The organism is Micromonospora vulcania (genome assembly GCF_042658605.1).
GTDB classification, from domain to species: Bacteria; Actinomycetota; Actinomycetes; order Mycobacteriales; family Micromonosporaceae; genus Micromonospora; species Micromonospora vulcania.
Genome location: NZ_JBHSQS010000010.1, coordinates 247,976 through 263,379, shown reverse-complemented (window position 1 = coordinate 263,379; position 15,404 = coordinate 247,976). Strand labels below are relative to the sequence as shown.

Sequence of the window (15,404 nt, the reverse complement as noted above, 5' to 3'; positions counted from 1 at the left end):
GGGGGCCCGAGCCGACGCTGCTGGCGGGGTCAGCCCTTGATCTCGGCCGGGGTCGCCTGGGTGAGCAGCAGCAGGATCTCCCCGGCGATCGGCGGGCGTTCCTCGCCCGGACAGTCCTGCGAGGTGATCAGGCCGGACGAGGTGAGCAGGCTGGAGGTCAGCGCGTCGATGCAGGTCGTCCGGTACAGCCGGACCTGGTCGGTCTCCTTGGCCAGCGCCGGGTCGGCGAGCAGCACCTGGAGGCGTTCGGTCTGCTCCGGCGCCAGCGTGCCCCGGGAGGTGACCCCGTCCCCGGCGCAGTCGACGCACTGCCACGCGCCGTCGCGCTGGACGCTCAGAGAGCGCAGCGGGGCATCGGCACCGAGCCGCTGGAGCAGGCTCACCTGCCCGGCGGCGATCGTCGTCGGGATCTCGGGCACCGAGCCTCCGGCGGCGGCGCCGGCCGAGGGTTGCCCCGCCGGTGTGTCACCGGAGCTCCGGTCGAGCAGCGAGCACCCGGTCAGGGCGCTGGCGAGCGCCGCGGCGAGAAGGGGGGTGAGCAGACGTCGGCGCGCGCGGGAAAGCACGCGCGGAAACCTACTACACCGTAGGTAGTGACCGAAACCACCATCCGGGCCGGTATCGATGGTTACTCTTCGGTAACGTTTTGGGTCATCGGGACGGAGTGGACAGCTCGGCCTGATCGTCGCCACCCCGGTCGGCCGCGTAGCCCCGTACGTCCGGAGCACCCAGCCGGGCCGCGTCCGCCGCGGCGTCGTCCGGCATCAGCTGAGACTGCCGTTCCGCCTCCACCCGTGCGCGGTAGTGCTCGACCTCGCGAGCCCGGGTCGCCGCGTCCCAACCGAGCACCGCGCCCATCAGCTCGGCGGTGTGCTCCGCCGACTCCAGCCCCCGATGGCTGGTCTCGAAGGAGATCCGGGTCCGGCGGGTCAGCACGTCCTCCAGGTGCAACGCGCCCTCGGCCCGCGCCGCGTAGGTGACCTCGGCAGCCAGGTACTCCGGGGCACCGGCCAGCGGGGAGGCCAGCAGCGGCTCGGCCTCGATCAGCGCCAGCAGGTCCAGGGTGAGCGTGCCGTACCGCTCCAGCAGGTGCTCCACCACGCCGACCGGCACGCCGTGGCGACGGGCCAGGTCGGCCCGGTCCCGCCACATGGCCGGGTACCCGTCGGCGCCGAGCAGCGGCAGGTCGGCGGTACGCGACGAGCGCGCGCCACCCAACCGGCGCGCGGCCCGGTCGACCACGTCGGAGGCCATCACCCGGTACGTCGTGTACTTACCGCCGGCGACCAGCAGCAGCCCGAGCATCGGCTCGAAGACCGCGTGCTCGCGGGAGAGCTTCGAGGTGGAATCCGCCTCGCCGGCCAGCAACGGCCGCAGCCCGGCGTAGACGCCCTCGATGTCGGCGGTGGTCAGCGGCCGGTCCAGGACGGAGTTGACCTGCTCCAACAGGTAGTCGATGTCGCGGGCCGAGGCGGCCGGATGGGACCGGTCCAGCCGCCAGTCGGTGTCCGTGGTGCCGATGATCCAGTGCCCGCCCCACGGGATGACGAAGAGCACCGAACTCGCCGTACGCAGGATGAGCCCGGTCTCTCCGGTGATCGCCGAGCGGGGCACCACCAGGTGCACCCCCTTGGAGGCGCGCACCCGGATGCCGGGCCGCAGGCCCACGTCGTTGAGCATCTGCGACATGTCGTCGCTCCACACGCCGGTGGCGGCGATGACGGTGCGGGCGCGTACCTCGAACTCCGCGTCCGGGGAGCCGGCCGGCACCTCCAGGTCACGAACCCGGACGCCGGTCACCTCCCGCGCCTCCCGGATCAGGCCGACCGCGCGGGTGCTGCTCACCACCGTGGCACCGAGGCTGGCCGCGGTGCGGGCCAGGGTGACCACCAGCCGGGCGTCGTCCACCTGACCGTCGTAGTAGCGGATCGCCCCGGCCAACGCGTCCGCCCGGAGGCTCGGGAAGATCCGCCGAGCTCCCTCGCGGGTCAGGTGCCGGTGCAGCGGCATGCCCCGGCCGCCACCGAAGACCCCGGCGAAGGCGTCGTAGGTGGCCACGCCGGCCCCGTAGTACGAGCGGCGGAAGGCCCGGCCGGCCAGACCCCGCAGGCCCCGACCCGCCGGCAGCGGCACCAGGAACGGCACCGGGCGGACCAGGTGCGGCGCGAGCCGGGTGGCCAGCAGGCCGCGCTCGGTGAGCGCCTCGTGGACCAGGTGGAACTCCAACTGCTCCAGATAGCGCAGGCCACCGTGGATCAGCTTGCTGGACCGGCTGGAGGTGCCCGACGCGAGGTCGCGCGCCTCGACCAGGGCCACCTTCAGGCCCCGGGACGCCGCGTCCAGGGCGGCACCGGCACCGGTCACCCCACCCCCGATGACCAGCACGTCGAAGCGTTCGGCGCGGAGTCGGCGCAGGTCGGCGACGCGGCGGACCGGCGAGAGCTGCCCGGCTACGGAGCGGGAGATGTTGGGGTCGCGCACCCGTCCACCGTAACCGCCGTCGCCAGCGTGTCGACATGCGCCGCCCGCCCCGTACTGTGCGAGTCATGCAGGTCGGCTCTCCGTCACCCGCTGGTCAACCGCCGCACCACCAGCCGTCACCCCCGGGCCGGGCAAACCCCTGGCCGGTGGTCGCCGCGGTGCTGGTCGGCGGCTGGACGGTGGCCGTCACCGTGGCCACCCAGGCCGGTGGCTGGCTCACCGACCAGGTGCTGCTGAGCTTCGGACGGGACCGGGTCGGCTGGCTCTGGCCGGTGCTGGGCCTGGCCACCGTCGTACTGGTGGGCACGCCCGCTCTGCTGCTGGCACTGCTGCCCCGGTCGGCGGCGGTCCGGGCCACCGGGCGGGCCTGGCTGGGCGCGACGCTCGCGCTCGGGGTGCTCACACTGTTGCGGATCGTGCCGCCGGTACACCACGAGGCGTACCTCGCCGTCCTGGCCAGCACGACGGCACTCACCGCGCTCGTTCTGCGCCGGTGGGCACGCCGGTCCGCGTCCACCGGCCCGTTCCGGGCCGCCGACGGTCCGGAGCCGGCCGGAGGCGTACGCGAGGTGCGCCGCCCGGGCCCGGTGCCGCTGCTCGCGATCGCCGCCGGCTTGGCGTTGCTGCTGCCCTGGGCCTGGCTGGGCGCGCTCGGCGGGCCGCTGGAGACCGCGCTCGCCCTGCTGGCGGCGGCCGCGCTCGGGGTGCTGGCCGCCACGCTGCTGGACCAGACCTTCTGGTCGACGTTCGCGGTCGGTCATCCGCCTCGACCGGCCCGACTGGTGCTGGTCGGTGGCCTGGTCGCCGGGGTGGCGCTGCTACTGCTCGCCGCCGGAACCGGCCAGTCCGGCGCGCAACTGCCCGCACTGCTGACCCTGCCACCGGTGGGTTTCGCGCTGGCCGCCCTGCGGGCCGCGACCTGGCGGCCCGCCCCCGCCGGGGCGCCGGACCCGGCGGACGCCGTACGTGCCGGCCGGTCCGCGATCGGCTGGCTGGTGGGCCTGACCGCGCTCGGCCCGCTCGCCTTCACCGACCCGGAAGAGATCACCCTGCTGCTGGTCGGCACCCGCGACGTGCCGTTCTGGGTGGCGACCGCCGCCGTCGCCGGGCTCGCCGTCGCGGTCCTGGTCGCCATCGGGTACGCGGTGCTGCTGGCCCGGCCGACGGCCCGTACCCCGAGTCGTCGCGTTGCCGCGCTGGCCGCGGTGGTGCTGCTGGCGACGGTGGGCGTGGTCGACGTCGGGCCCGGTCAACCCGGCCTGTACGGCGAACGCCTGCTGGTGGTGTTGCGGGAGCAGGCCGACCTGACCGGGCTGCCGGCCGGCGCTCCGGGCCGGGCCGGGCGGGACGCCCGGGCGGCGGAGGTCTACCGGCGGCTGGTGACCACCGCCGACCGAAGCCAGGCCGACCTGCGCGGGACGCTGACCCGGCTGCGGCTCGACCCGGTGCCGTACTACCTGGTGAACGCGATCGAGGTGGACGGCGGACCGGCGGTACGGGCCTGGCTCTCGCGTCGACCGGAGGTGGCCCGGGTGCTGGTCAGCCAGCGCCTCCGCCCGCTGCCGGCACCCGCCGGACAGACCCGGGGCACCGCGCCCACGCCCACCGGCCCGGAGTGGAACATCCGCCAACTCGGCGCGGACCGGGTCTGGTCGCAGCTCGGGGTGACCGGTACGGGCATCGTGGTGGGCAGCTCGGACTCCGGCGTGGACGGCACCCACCCGGCGCTGCGGGCCGGGTTCCGCGGCGGGGACGACTCCTGGTACGACCCGTGGGACGGCACCCGGGCCCCTACCGACCAGGGCGGGCACGGCACACACACGGTGGGCAGCGCGGTGGGTCGGGGCGGCATCGGGGTCGCACCGGACGCCCAGTGGGTGGGCTGCGTCAACCTGGACCGCAACCTGGGCAGCCCGGCGCACTACCTGGACTGCCTCCAGTTCATGCTGGCGCCCTTCCCGGCCGGCGGGAACGCGTTCACCGACGGCCGGCCGGAGCGCGCACCGCAGGTGCTGACCAACTCGTGGGGCTGCCCGGCGATCGAGGGCTGCGACCCGGGTGCGCTGCGGCCGGCCACCGCGGCGCTGGACGCCGCCGGGATCTTCGTGGTCGCCGCCGCCGGCAACACCGGCCCGTGGTGCGCGTCGATCGACGACCCGCCGGCGCCGTACCCGGACGTGCTGACCGTGGGCGCGGTGGACGCGCAGCGCCGGGTGGCCGAGTTCTCCTCCCGAGGGCCGGTTGCTGGTGGGCCGAACAAGCCGGACGTGCTGGCACCGGGCGTGAACGTGGTGTCGGCCATGCCGGGCGGCGGATACTCCGCACTCGACGGCACCTCGATGGCGACCCCGCAGGTGGCCGGGGTGGTCGCGCTGATGTGGTCGGCGAACCCGGCGCTGGTCGGTGACCTGGCCCGGACCCGGCAGATCCTGCGGGACACCGCGACTCCGGCCGAGCCGACCTACCGCACCCGCAACCCGTCGGACGCCTGCGGCGGTCCGGCGAACGTCACCGGAGCCGGCCAGGTCGACGCCTACGCCGCCGTGCAAGCCGCCCAGCGGCAAGGAAGGGCACCTTATTAACGCCTGCGGTTGTACAGGGGGCCCTTCCTAACACGATGGGGGATCCTGGACCGACACCCGGTCATCTAGGGTCGGCGACCATGGATGCCGAGATCACCATCACCGAGCTGACCCTCGACCAGGCACCCGCCGTGGTGCGGCTCTGCGAACGAGCACTCGACCTGCCGGAGGACGCCGCCGAGGCGGGAGCCGTGGTGGACACGCTCTGGCCCCGGGCCGCCTCCGACCGGCCGGTGGTCGCGCTGGGCGCGTACCGGGGGACGGACCTGGTGGGGGTGCTGCTCTGCTCGGTGCCGTCGTCCGACCCCGGCCTCGGGCACGTGGACCTGGTCGCGGTGCTGCCGGATCAGCGCCGCCGGGGCGTCGGCCGGGTGCTGGTGGAGCGGGCCGAGCGGGTGCTCGCCGAGCGCGGCGCGACCGAGGTGCTGCTGGCCGGGAACCCGCCCTACTACGCCTGGCCGGGCATCGACGTGCGCTACACGCCAGCGGTGTGCGCCGCACTGGCGCTCGGCTACCAGCAGGACCGGACCGCCTGGAACATGACGGCCGACCTGTCGTACGACGGGTCGAAGGCACTGCGGTCCACCGAGGCGACGGAACGGCGGCTCGCCGAGCAGGGCATCGCCGTACGCCGGGCCGAGCCGGCGGACCTGCCGGCGCTGGTCGCGTTCGCCCGATCCACCTTCGGTGGCACATGGGACGGCGAGCTGTCCGAATCGGTGGGCCGCGACGGCGCCGGTTGCCACCTGGCGGAGCGGGACGGTGAGGTGCTCGGCTTCGCCGCGTACGGGTCGTCCCGGCCGAGCTGGTTCGGGCCGATGGGCACCGCGCCGGCCGCCGAGGGGTCGGGCATCGGCGGGGTGCTGCTGCGTCGCTGCCTGCAGGATCAGCGGGCGGCGGGGTTGGACCGGGCACAGATCGGCTGGGTCGGGCCGGTGCCGTTCTATTCGGGCAGCGCGGGTGCCCGGATCGAGCGGGTCTTCTTTCTGTACCGACGGACCGTGTCGACACTATAACCGGCAAATGGGACATTGATCCATTCGCCCCCGAGGGCCATCGATGCCCCCTACCGTTTTGGTAGAGGAGGCAGCCATGACCACGGATGACGACCAGACCGAGGACGGCCCGCCCGTCACCTGGAAACCGGTCGGCGAACTCCCCGGCCAACTGCCGTTCGACCGGCTCGACTACGGCGACGCCGAACAGTTGGCCGAAATGACCGCCGACGGCGAGGCGGTGGTCGAGGAGTCGCAGGAGATGGTGGACGCGCCGATCCAACTCCCGCCGCCGTACGGCCGGGCGCACAAGCGGCGTAACCAGCGCCCGCTACCTACCTGACGAAAAACGGGGCGGACCGCGAAAGCGGCCCGCCCCGTTCCGTATCGGAAATCTGGACTCAGAAGTCCATGTCCCCGCCACCCGGACCAGCCGGGGCGGCCGGGGTCTTCTCCGGCTTGTCCGCCACGACGGCCTCGGTGGTGAGGAAGAGCGCCGCGATGGAAGCGGCGTTCTGCAGCGCCGACCGGGTCACCTTGGCCGGGTCGATGATGCCCGCGGCCAGCAGGTCGACGTACTCGCCGTTGGCGGCGTTGAGGCCGTGACCCGCTTCGAGGTTACGGACCTTCTCCACCACGACGCCGCCCTCGAGGCCGGCGTTGACGGCGATCTGCCGCAGCGGGGCGTCCAGCGCCACCTTGACGATGTTGGCACCGGTCGCCTCGTCGCCGACCAGGTCCAGCTTGTCGAAGGCGGTCTTGCCGGCCTGCACCAGCGCGACGCCACCACCCGGGACGATGCCCTCCTCGACGGCAGCCTTCGCGTTGCGAACGGCGTCCTCGATGCGGTGCTTGCGCTCCTTCAGCTCGACCTCGGTGGCCGCGCCGACCTTGATCACCGCAACGCCGCCGGCCAGCTTGGCCAGCCGCTCCTGCAGCTTCTCCCGGTCGTAGTCGGAGTCGCTCTTGTCGATCTCGGCCCGGATCTGGTTGACCCGACCCTGGATCTGCTCGGCGTCGCCGGCACCGTCGACGATGGTGGTCTCGTCCTTGGTCACCACGACCTTGCGGGCGTGGCCCAGCATGTCGACGCCGACGGCGTCGAGCTTGAGGCCGACCTCCTCGCTGATGACCTGGCCACCGGTGAGGATGGCGATGTCGGTCAGCATGGCCTTGCGGCGGTCACCGAAGCCCGGCGCCTTGACGGCGACCGACTTGAAGGTGCCCCGAACCTTGTTGACCACCAGGGTGGCCAGGGCCTCGCCCTCCAGGTCCTCGGCGATGATCAGCAGCGGCTTGCCCGACTGCATGACCTTCTCCAGGATCGGGAGCAGGTCCTTCACCGACGAGATCTTGCTGTTGACGATCAGGATGTACGGGTCGTCGAAGACGGCCTCCATACGCTCCGGGTCGGTCATGAAGTAGGCCGAGATGTAGCCCTTGTCGAAGCGCATACCCTCGGTGAGCTCCAGCTCCAGCCCGAAGGTGTTGCTCTCCTCGACGGTGATGACGCCTTCCTTGCCGACCTTGTCCATCGCCTCGGCGATGATCTCGCCGACGGTGCTGTCGCCAGCGGAGATGGAGGCGGTGGAGGCGATCTGCTCCTTGGTCTCGATGTCCTTGGCGAGCTTGGACAGCTCCTCCGAGACACTCGCGACCGCAGCCTCGATGCCCCGCTTCAGGGCCATCGGGTTGGCGCCAGCGGCCACGTTGCGCAGGCCCTCGCGAACCAGGGCCTGGGCCAGGACGGTCGCCGTCGTCGTGCCGTCACCGGCAACGTCGTCGGTCTTCTTGGCGACCTCCTTGACCAGCTCAGCGCCGATCTTCTCGTACGGGTCCTCGAGCTCGATCTCCTTGGCGATGCTCACACCATCGTTGGTGATGGTGGGGGCACCCCACTTCTTCTCGAGCACGACGTTGCGGCCCTTGGGGCCGAGGGTCACCTTAACGGCGTCGGCGAGCTGGTTCATGCCCCGCTCGAGGCCGCGGCGCGCCTCTTCGTCGAACGCGATCATCTTGGCCATACGGCGTTGTCCTCCTGGACACTCACGGGCCACCCGAGTGTGTGTCCCGGATGGGCCGCCTGGTGTACGCACCTTGGGACGTCGCCACCTGGCGACGACGACGTCCTTCGGCCGGGCCGGATAGCCCGCGACGACCGGCCATGTGTCACCCCGGCGTCTCCACGCCGGTGCGACCCTGGCCCCACCGTCCCGACCATTGGCACTCACGGTATGCGAGTGCCAATGACTTGTTTAGCACTCTCCCCTGCCGAGTGCAAGCACGATGGAGCCGCTCAGCCGAGTTCGGCGGCCAGCCCGGCGCTGTTCACCGGTGCCTCATGAGCCCGCTGCTCGGCGTACGTCACCAGCAGACCGATCAACTGGGCGAGGTGAGCCGGCAGGGCCAGCACCGCGGTGATCGCGATCACCACCACCACACCGGCCGCGGCTCCCGGCGACGCGAGCGGGTCCTCACCGAACGGAGCGGCGCCCACCGACTCCAGCACCGACGGGACCAGGGTGCCGATGATCACGGCCGCGGCCACCAGCGCCACCCGGCCGAGCAGCAGACCCAGCCGGTCGTGGAACATCCGGAACGACCGGCCGATCGGGTTCTGCCGTTCGAAGAGGTAGACCGGCCCGGCCATGCTCAGCGCGAAGGCCAGATAGATGCCCGGCAGGATGCAGAAGCAGGCGCCCACACCGATGATCACGCTGATCAGCAGGGTCCAGCCCCACAGCCCGAGCGCCCGCCGCACGCCGTAGCGCAGCGCCGTGCCGAGGTCGACCTGCTCGCCGGTCGCCTGCCGGGTGATCACCCAACTGCCGGCGGCCCAACCCACCGCCTGCACGAGTCCGAGCAGCAGGCTGCCACCGAACGCCACGGCGAAGACGGTCGCCAGCCCGGCGACGAAGTTGTCCGGCAGCCCGGCCGTCGCCGGATCAGGCCCGGCCTGGGCCGCCCACTCGGCCGACGGATCCACGCCCAGGGAGATCACCGAGAGCACCGCCGCCGGCAGCACCTGGGTGAGCAGCGCGATGGGCACCAGCAGGCGCCAGCCCCGACGTAGTGCGCCACCGCAGCGGGCGAACCAGCCACCAATCCCGGCGCCGGGCGGAGTGACCAGGGCGTCGTTCGGGTCGAACCCGTGGCCGGGTGGATACCAGCCGACCTGCGCCCCCGGGTACCACGGCTGGCCACCGTAGGGACCGGCCCCGGGCGGGTAGCCGCCGGTGGGCGGGTACGCCCAGCCCTGCGGCGGTGAACCAGCCGTACCCCAGCCGCCCTGGGCAGGGTCCCAAGCCGGCGGCGGACCGCCCTGGCCGCCCTGGCCCCAGCCCGGCGGCGGGCCATAGCCGGGCGCGCCGGAACCCGGCGGCGGGCCCCAGCCGGGCGCGCCAGAGCCGGGCGGCGGGCCATAACCGGGCGCGCCAGAGCCGGGCGGCGGGCCATAACCGGGCTCGCCAGAGCCGGGCGGCGGGCCATAGCTGGCACCGGCCTGGTTCGGGTCGGAGGGGCCTGGTTCCCCCGGCCCGGGAGACGGCGGGGGCGGGGGTGGCTGGTCGGTCATGAACCCTCCTCAGCATCGGCTGGAACGGCTCACGATCTTCCCGGGTGTGTGCCCTCAGCGCAGCCCCGACGCGCGGGCGACCGGAGCAGGCGAGGGGGACGCCTCAGGCGACGACGCGGACCCGCTCCGCCTGCGGGCCCTTCTGGCCCTGAGCGATCTCGAACTCCACCCGCTGACCGTCGTCCAGCGCCTTGTAGCCGTCCATCTCGATCGCGGAGAAGTGGACGAACACGTCCTGGCCGCCGTCGACGGCGATGAAGCCGTAGCCCTTTTCGGCGTTGAACCACTTCACGGTGCCCTGTGCCACGGTGCACTTCCTCACTCTGCGCGGCGTTCCCTGCCGGACGCACGGCACGGGCCGGCGCCCTCGGACCACCGGTCCAGCGATCGATGACAGCCGCTGAAATGGGTGACCGAAATCGCACGCTACACGAGGAGTGACGGTCGCGCACGACCACAAATCGGGCATATTCCGATGCACCCCGAGACCATTTCCGACAGCAGTGGTCGGCACGGTTTTCGATCTCATGAATTTACGTGCGTGATTGCCGGTGGGGCGTTGGAAGCGACCCGCCGCGATCGAGTACGGCCGGAGACGTCGCGTACCTCTGTGGTAGGCATGCGGGCATGAGCACCGATCCGGGCGGCACCGCCCTACGGCAGGCGGAGATCCGTCGGATCCGGCCGGAGGACGCGGCCCGGATGCGGGCGCTGCGGCTGGAGATGCTGGCCGACGCGCCGCTGGCCTTCCTGGAGACGATCGCCGACGCCGCGGCCCGGCCACACGCCGAGTACGCCGCCCGGGTGGCGTACACCTCGCGGGGTGCGGACACCGCGCAGTTCGTGGCGGATACCGGCGGACGGTTCGCCGGGCACGCCGGTGGCACGGTCATGCCGCGCGAGCCGGGGGTGACCGTGATCTACGCCGTGTACGTCACGCCCGCCTGGCGCGGCAGCGGGCTGCTCGGCGAGTTGATCGACGGGGTGGCCGCCTGGTCGCGGGCCTGCGGCCGGCCGGAGTTGCTGCTGGAGGTGGTGGTGGGCAACGACCGCGCCTACCGGGCGTACCAGCGGCTGGGCTTCACCGACACCGGGGTACGCGTCCCGCACCCGACCATCCCCGCGCTGACCGAACTCCACATGCGCCGCCAAGCCTGACCTGCTGCGACACCGTACGCAGAAGGGTTTCCGGGGCAGCCCGCCCCGCGCAGGGATCAAGCCTGACCGCCCGGAGCGGGGCGGGCTGCCCCGGAAACCCAACCGCAACCAAAGATCAAAGACCTCAGACGGGACGCCGCGACTGCACGATCCGGAACCGGTTCGAGACGTAAGCCCCGTCGGTCAGCGCGGAGTTGGCCGCCGCGTTGGCACCGCTGCCGTGGAAGTCGGAGAACGCCGCCGACTGGTTCACGAAGACGCCGCCGGTCAGGTTGCAGGACAGGTGCACCCCGACCTCGACCGCCACCGCCTCGGTCTCGTCCAGCACCGCCTCGTCGGTGGAGTACACCCCGGCGGTCAGCGCGCCCTTCTCCCCCACCGTCCGGCGCAGCAGTTCCAGGCTGTGCGCGGTGGAGTCGGTGGCGATGGCGAACGAGATCGGCCCGAACCACTCGCGGCCGTACGTCTCGGCGTCGTCCGCGGCCAGCTTCACGATGGTCGGGGTACGCACCACCGCGTCGGCGTACGCCGGGTGGGTCACGGTCCGCGACTCCAGCACCGGCTCACCGACCTTGGTCACCTCGGCCAGCCGCTCTAGCACCCCGTCGTTGACGATGGCGCCGGTCAGCTCCACGCCCCGGGCCGGGTCGGCGGTCAGCTTGCCGACCGCCGCGGCGATCCCGCCGGCCACCTCGTCGAAGCTCTTGTGCCCCTGGTCGGTCTCGATGCCGCCGGCCGGGATGAGGATGTTCTGCGAGGTGGTGCACATCTGGCCGCTGTAGAGGGTCAGCGTGAAGCCGAGGTTGCGGCACATGCCGGCGAAGTCGTCGGTGGAGTCGATGACCACCGTGTTCAGCCCGGCCTTCTCCGTGTAGACCGCGGCCTGCCGGGCGTGCGTCTCCAGCCAGTCGCCGTACTCGGTGGAGCCGGTGAAGTCGACGATCTTCACGGACCGGTGCAGGGCCAGGTCGCTGGCGAGCTTCTCGCCGGGCGCCTCGGCGGCCAGCATGATCAGGTTCGGGTCGAAGCCGGCCTCGGCGAGCACCTCCCGGGCGTACTTCACCGTGATCGCCAGCGGCAGCACCGCGCGGGGGTGCGGCTTGACGATCACCGGGTTGCCGGTGACCAGCGAGGCGAACAGCCCGGGGTACGAGTTCCAGGTCGGGAAGGTGTTGCACCCGATCACCAGCGCCACCCCGCGCGGCACCACGTGGAACGTCTTGATCATCCGAAGCGGGTCACCCTTGCCGGCGGACTTCTCCCAGCCGGCCGTCCCCGGGTGCCGGGTCATCTCGGCGTACGCGTACGCCAGCGCCTCCAACGCCCGGTCCAGCGCGTGCGCGCCGCCGGCCTGGAAGGCCATCACGAACGCCTGCCCGCTGGTGAACTGCACCGCGTTGGCCAGCTCGAAGATGTTCTTGTGCAGCCGGTCGAGAATCTCCAGGCAGACCCCCACCCGGGCCTGCGGGCCAGCGTCCCGCCACGCGGGCAGCGCGACGGTGCCGGCGGCGACCAGCTCGTCCGCGCCGGCGTGCGGGTAACGCACCGCCAGGTCCACCCCGAAAGGGCTGGTCTCGGTGGCCACCCGGTCGCCGATGCCCGGCTGGTCGAGCGGGAAGTCGCCACCCAGGTACGCCTCGAAGGCGGCCTTGCCGTCGGCGGCGGCGCTCTCGCCGTACACCCGGGGGCTGGGTGACTCGGGATAGGCGGACCAGTAGCCCCGCTCCGTGATCGCGGTCAGCGCACGGTTGAGGGTGTCGGCGTGCCTGTCGTACAGGGGATGCGGGGTCTCCGTCATGCCGCCATCATGCCTGAGCCTGGTCGGCGAGCAGTAGCGCCAATACCCGTCAGAGGATGAGCTGCCAGTTGTCCCAGGAGTCCACCGGACGGAAGCCGAGCCGTTCGTTGATCGCCACCATGTGACTGTTGCTGGCCGCGTTCCAGGTGTCGATCACGCGTACCGCCGGCTCGTGAGTGAGCAGGTGGTGCAGGTTCTCCGCCTTGGCGATCAGGCCGAGCCGGTGCCCACGGTGGGCCGGGTCGACCAGGGTGATCTGCTGGAAGGCGTGCCAGTCGGCAGAGGCGCCGACATCCAGCAGGGTCCAGGCGACCAGCCGTCCGGACTCCTCGTGCCGCATCCCGAGGTGGTAGAGCCGACGGCCCCGGGCGGCCAGTGCCCGTTCGTTGCCACGGATGCGCTCGGCGTCCACCTGCTCCGGTTCCCACTGCACGTCTCCCATGGGCGCGTCCATGTGCAGGCGGCCGTCCAGGTAGGCGATGTCCGCCACGTACTCCTGCGGGGTGGCGTCCCGCCAGCAGACCGACTGGTAGCCCTCGGCCCGCGGGCGGGCCTCGGCCAGCGCCGCCCTCAGCGCGATCCGGTCGATCTCGGCGATGTGGAGCCGACGGCGTACCTCGGCCAGCGCGGGCTGCGCGCCCATCGCGGCGGCGAACGCGCCACCCACCGCCGGGCGGGCCGGCCCGTCGGGCAGCGCGGCGACGGCCATCCCGAGCACCCGCTTTCGACCCCGCTCGCGCAGCAGGCGCACCCCGTACTCGTGCAGCGCCCGACCGACGCCCCGCCGCCGCAGCTCGGGATGCACCACCAGTTCGGCGGTGGCGTTGTCGGTGTTGTCGAGCTGCGGCAGGTCCAGTTGGAGATAGCCGGCCGGCACACCGTCCAGCCGGGCCAACGCCCAGAGCTCGTCGCTGCCCGGCATCGGCGTGTGGAACTGCGCGTCGAAGCGTCGCCGACAGAACGGCGGGAAGTCCGGCAGATCGACGTCGTTGGCCGCCGCTCCGATCCGGTACGCCTCGTCGACCGCAACGCGGTCGGCCCCGTCGAACGACGCGATGGTGATGCTCATGCCCTGAGCGTGCACCCCGAAAAAGCGATCGGGCCAGCGATTTAATCGCTGGCCCGATCGGACGTGGTCGGGAGGGACACTCGCACAACGCCTCCGGCGTTGGGTCGCAAGAACTTCAAAAGTCTTCGGCGATTGCCCTCCCGCACGGAGCATCTTGCGCCGTCCGGTTCCTGCCGTCAAGTCCAGAGCGGCGGGTTTTCCACACTCACAGCGAAAACCCAGTTACCCGGCGGATCGCACCCCTCCCCCATCCACCCGATCCCCCATCCTCCACCCAGCCCTTGGCAAGGCCCCCGGCGGTCAGCCGAGGAGGCCGGCGTCGCGGGCGGCGCGCAGGGAGGGCTTGATCTGGTGGGTCGGGCCGACCTGGCCGGCCACCGCGTCGATGGTCTTCAGGCCCTCGCCGGTGTTGAACACGACGGTCTCGGCCGTCGGGTCCAGCCGGCCGGACTCGACCAGCTTGCGCAGCACCGCCACGGTCACTCCGCCGGCGGTCTCGGCGAACACGCCGGTGGTACGGGCCAGCAGCCGGATGCCGGCGCGGATCTCGTCGTCGTCGGCGTACTCCATCCAGCCGTCCGTGCGGCGGACCGCCTCCAGGGCGTAGAGGCCGGCGGCCGGGTCGCCGATGTTGAGCGACTTGGCGATGCCGGTGGGCTTGACCGGGGTGATGGTGTCGGTGTCGGCGTGCAGGGCGGTGGCGATCGGGTTGCAGCCGGCGGACTGGGCGCCGAAGACCTTCCAACCTCCGGCCGGCGCCTCTACCAGGCCGATCTCGACCAGCTCGGAGAACGCCTTGTCAATCTTGGTGAGCAGCTCGCCACTGGCCATCGGGATGACCACCTGGGCCGGGATCCGCCAGCCGAGCTGCTCGGCGACCTCGTAGCCGAGGGTCTTGGAGCCCTCCGCGTAGTACGGCCGGACGTTGACGTTGACGAACGCGGTGTCCTCGAACTCGTCGGTCTCCACCAGCTCACCGCAGAGCCGGTTCACGTCGTCGTACGAGCCGTCGATGGCGACCAGCTCGCCGCCGTAGACCGCCGTCGTGATCACCTTGCCCTGCTCCAGGTCGCTGGGAATGAAGACCACCGAGGGCACCCCGGCGCGGGCGGCGTGTGCGGCCACCGAGTTGGCCAGGTTGCCGGTCGAGGCGCACGCGAACCGCCGGAAACCGAGCGCCCGGGCGGCGGTGAGAGCCACCGAGACGACCCGGTCCTTGAACGAGTGGGTCGGGTTGGCGCTGTCGTCCTTGACCCAGAGCGGTGCGGTGATGCCCAGCTCGGCGGCGAGGTGCGGGGCCGCCACCAGCGGGGTGAGCCCCGGGTCGAGGGTCACCCGGGTGGCCGGGTCCTGGCCGGCGGGGAGCAGCGCGGCGTACCGCCAGATGTTCTTCGGGCCGGCCTCGATCTGCTCGCGGGTGACGGTGGCCAGGGCGGCGGTGTCGTAGTCGACCTCGAGCGGGCCGAAACACTCGTAGCAGGCGTGCTGGGCGGCGAGCGGGTAGCGAGCCGAACAGGCGCGGCAGACCAGGGCGCGGGCGGGGCTGGCGGTGGTGTCGATACCGGGGGCGGCGAGCGTCGACGTCATGTCGAGAGTCCTCTCATCTTTCCCCGCATCGCACGGTGCGGCGGGGACGGAATTGGCACCTGCCCCGCAGGTCGCTCAGCGGTGAGCGCGCGGGGTGGTTGCCGGGGCGTCGTCGGGCCGTATCCCTCAGCCCCTCTGGATGAGGTATTCAGTTGTGCCG

Annotated in this window: 12 protein-coding genes and 1 riboswitch; of the genes, 4 read left to right on the top strand and 8 right to left on the bottom strand. The window is 72.2% G+C overall.

Annotation, left to right across the window (positions count from 1 at the left end; translation table 11 throughout):
- Nucleotides 1-29 precede the first annotated feature (29 nt).
- On the bottom strand, nt 30-566 hold the full coding sequence (locus ACFQGL_RS19085) for a hypothetical protein (RefSeq protein WP_377513525.1): 537 nt from the start codon (nt 564-566) through the stop codon (nt 30-32).
- A gap of 85 nt (nt 567-651) precedes the next feature.
- Entirely contained in the window at nt 652-2,466 is a 1,815-nt protein-coding gene (locus tag ACFQGL_RS19080; protein WP_377513551.1) for a glycerol-3-phosphate dehydrogenase/oxidase, read from the bottom strand.
- Nucleotides 2,467-2,546: 80 nt separating this feature from the next.
- On the opposite strand from ACFQGL_RS19080, the gene ACFQGL_RS19075 reads away from it, so the two are divergent.
- The 3 genes from ACFQGL_RS19075 (at nt 2,547) to ACFQGL_RS19065 (ending at nt 6,401) form a co-directional block, all read left to right on the top strand.
- Nucleotides 2,547-5,063, top strand: a complete 2,517-nt coding sequence (locus tag ACFQGL_RS19075) for a S8 family serine peptidase (protein WP_377513524.1) — start codon at nt 2,547-2,549, stop codon at nt 5,061-5,063.
- A gap of 80 nt (nt 5,064-5,143) precedes the next feature.
- Complete coding sequence (locus tag ACFQGL_RS19070; RefSeq protein ID WP_377513523.1) at nt 5,144-6,079, top strand: GNAT family N-acetyltransferase; 936 nt, start codon at nt 5,144-5,146, stop codon at nt 6,077-6,079.
- A 76-nt stretch (nt 6,080-6,155) separates the two neighbouring features.
- Nucleotides 6,156-6,401 (top strand): hypothetical protein, encoded by a 246-nt coding sequence (locus tag ACFQGL_RS19065; protein ID WP_377513522.1) that lies wholly within the window; start codon nt 6,156-6,158, stop codon nt 6,399-6,401.
- Nucleotides 6,402-6,459: 58 nt separating this feature from the next.
- Here ACFQGL_RS19065 and groL read toward each other — a convergent pair whose 3' ends face one another.
- The 3 genes from groL to ACFQGL_RS19050 form a co-directional block, all read right to left on the bottom strand.
- Entirely contained in the window at nt 6,460-8,082 is a 1,623-nt protein-coding gene (gene groL, locus ACFQGL_RS19060; RefSeq protein ID WP_377513521.1) for a chaperonin GroEL, read from the bottom strand.
- 272 nt (nt 8,083-8,354) lie between these two features.
- Complete coding sequence (locus ACFQGL_RS19055) at nt 8,355-9,632, bottom strand: hypothetical protein (protein ID WP_377513520.1); 1,278 nt, start codon at nt 9,630-9,632, stop codon at nt 8,355-8,357.
- A gap of 103 nt (nt 9,633-9,735) precedes the next feature.
- Nucleotides 9,736-9,939 (bottom strand): cold-shock protein, encoded by a 204-nt coding sequence (locus ACFQGL_RS19050; protein WP_007073263.1) that lies wholly within the window; start codon nt 9,937-9,939, stop codon nt 9,736-9,738.
- Between the two features lie 320 nt (nt 9,940-10,259).
- Here ACFQGL_RS19050 and ACFQGL_RS19045 point away from each other — a divergent pair, with 320 nt between their 5' ends.
- Nucleotides 10,260-10,790: a GNAT family N-acetyltransferase gene (locus ACFQGL_RS19045; protein ID WP_377513519.1), complete on the top strand. Its 531-nt coding sequence runs from the start codon at nt 10,260-10,262 to the stop codon at nt 10,788-10,790.
- Between the two features lie 124 nt (nt 10,791-10,914).
- On the opposite strand, the gene paaN is transcribed toward ACFQGL_RS19045, so the two are convergent.
- The 3 genes from paaN to thrC all read right to left on the bottom strand — a co-directional run bounded on the left by paaN (nt 10,915) and on the right by thrC (nt 15,244).
- A complete protein-coding gene (paaN, locus tag ACFQGL_RS19040; protein WP_377513518.1) occupies nt 10,915-12,588 on the bottom strand; it encodes a phenylacetic acid degradation protein PaaN in 1,674 nt (557 codons plus the stop codon).
- A gap of 49 nt (nt 12,589-12,637) precedes the next feature.
- Nucleotides 12,638-13,657 carry a GNAT family N-acetyltransferase gene (locus tag ACFQGL_RS19035; RefSeq protein WP_377513517.1) on the bottom strand — a complete coding sequence of 340 codons (1,020 nt, stop codon included), beginning with the start codon at nt 13,655-13,657 and terminating at the stop codon, nt 12,638-12,640.
- 300 nt (nt 13,658-13,957) lie between these two features.
- The gene (gene thrC, locus ACFQGL_RS19030) at nt 13,958-15,244 is read right to left on the bottom strand and encodes a threonine synthase (protein WP_377513516.1); all 1,287 of its coding nucleotides are present in this window, start codon (nt 15,242-15,244) and stop codon (nt 13,958-13,960) included.
- 10 nt (nt 15,245-15,254) lie between these two features.
- A riboswitch (SAM riboswitch) is annotated at nt 15,255-15,390 on the bottom strand.
- Between the last annotated feature and the right edge of the window lie 14 nt (nt 15,391-15,404).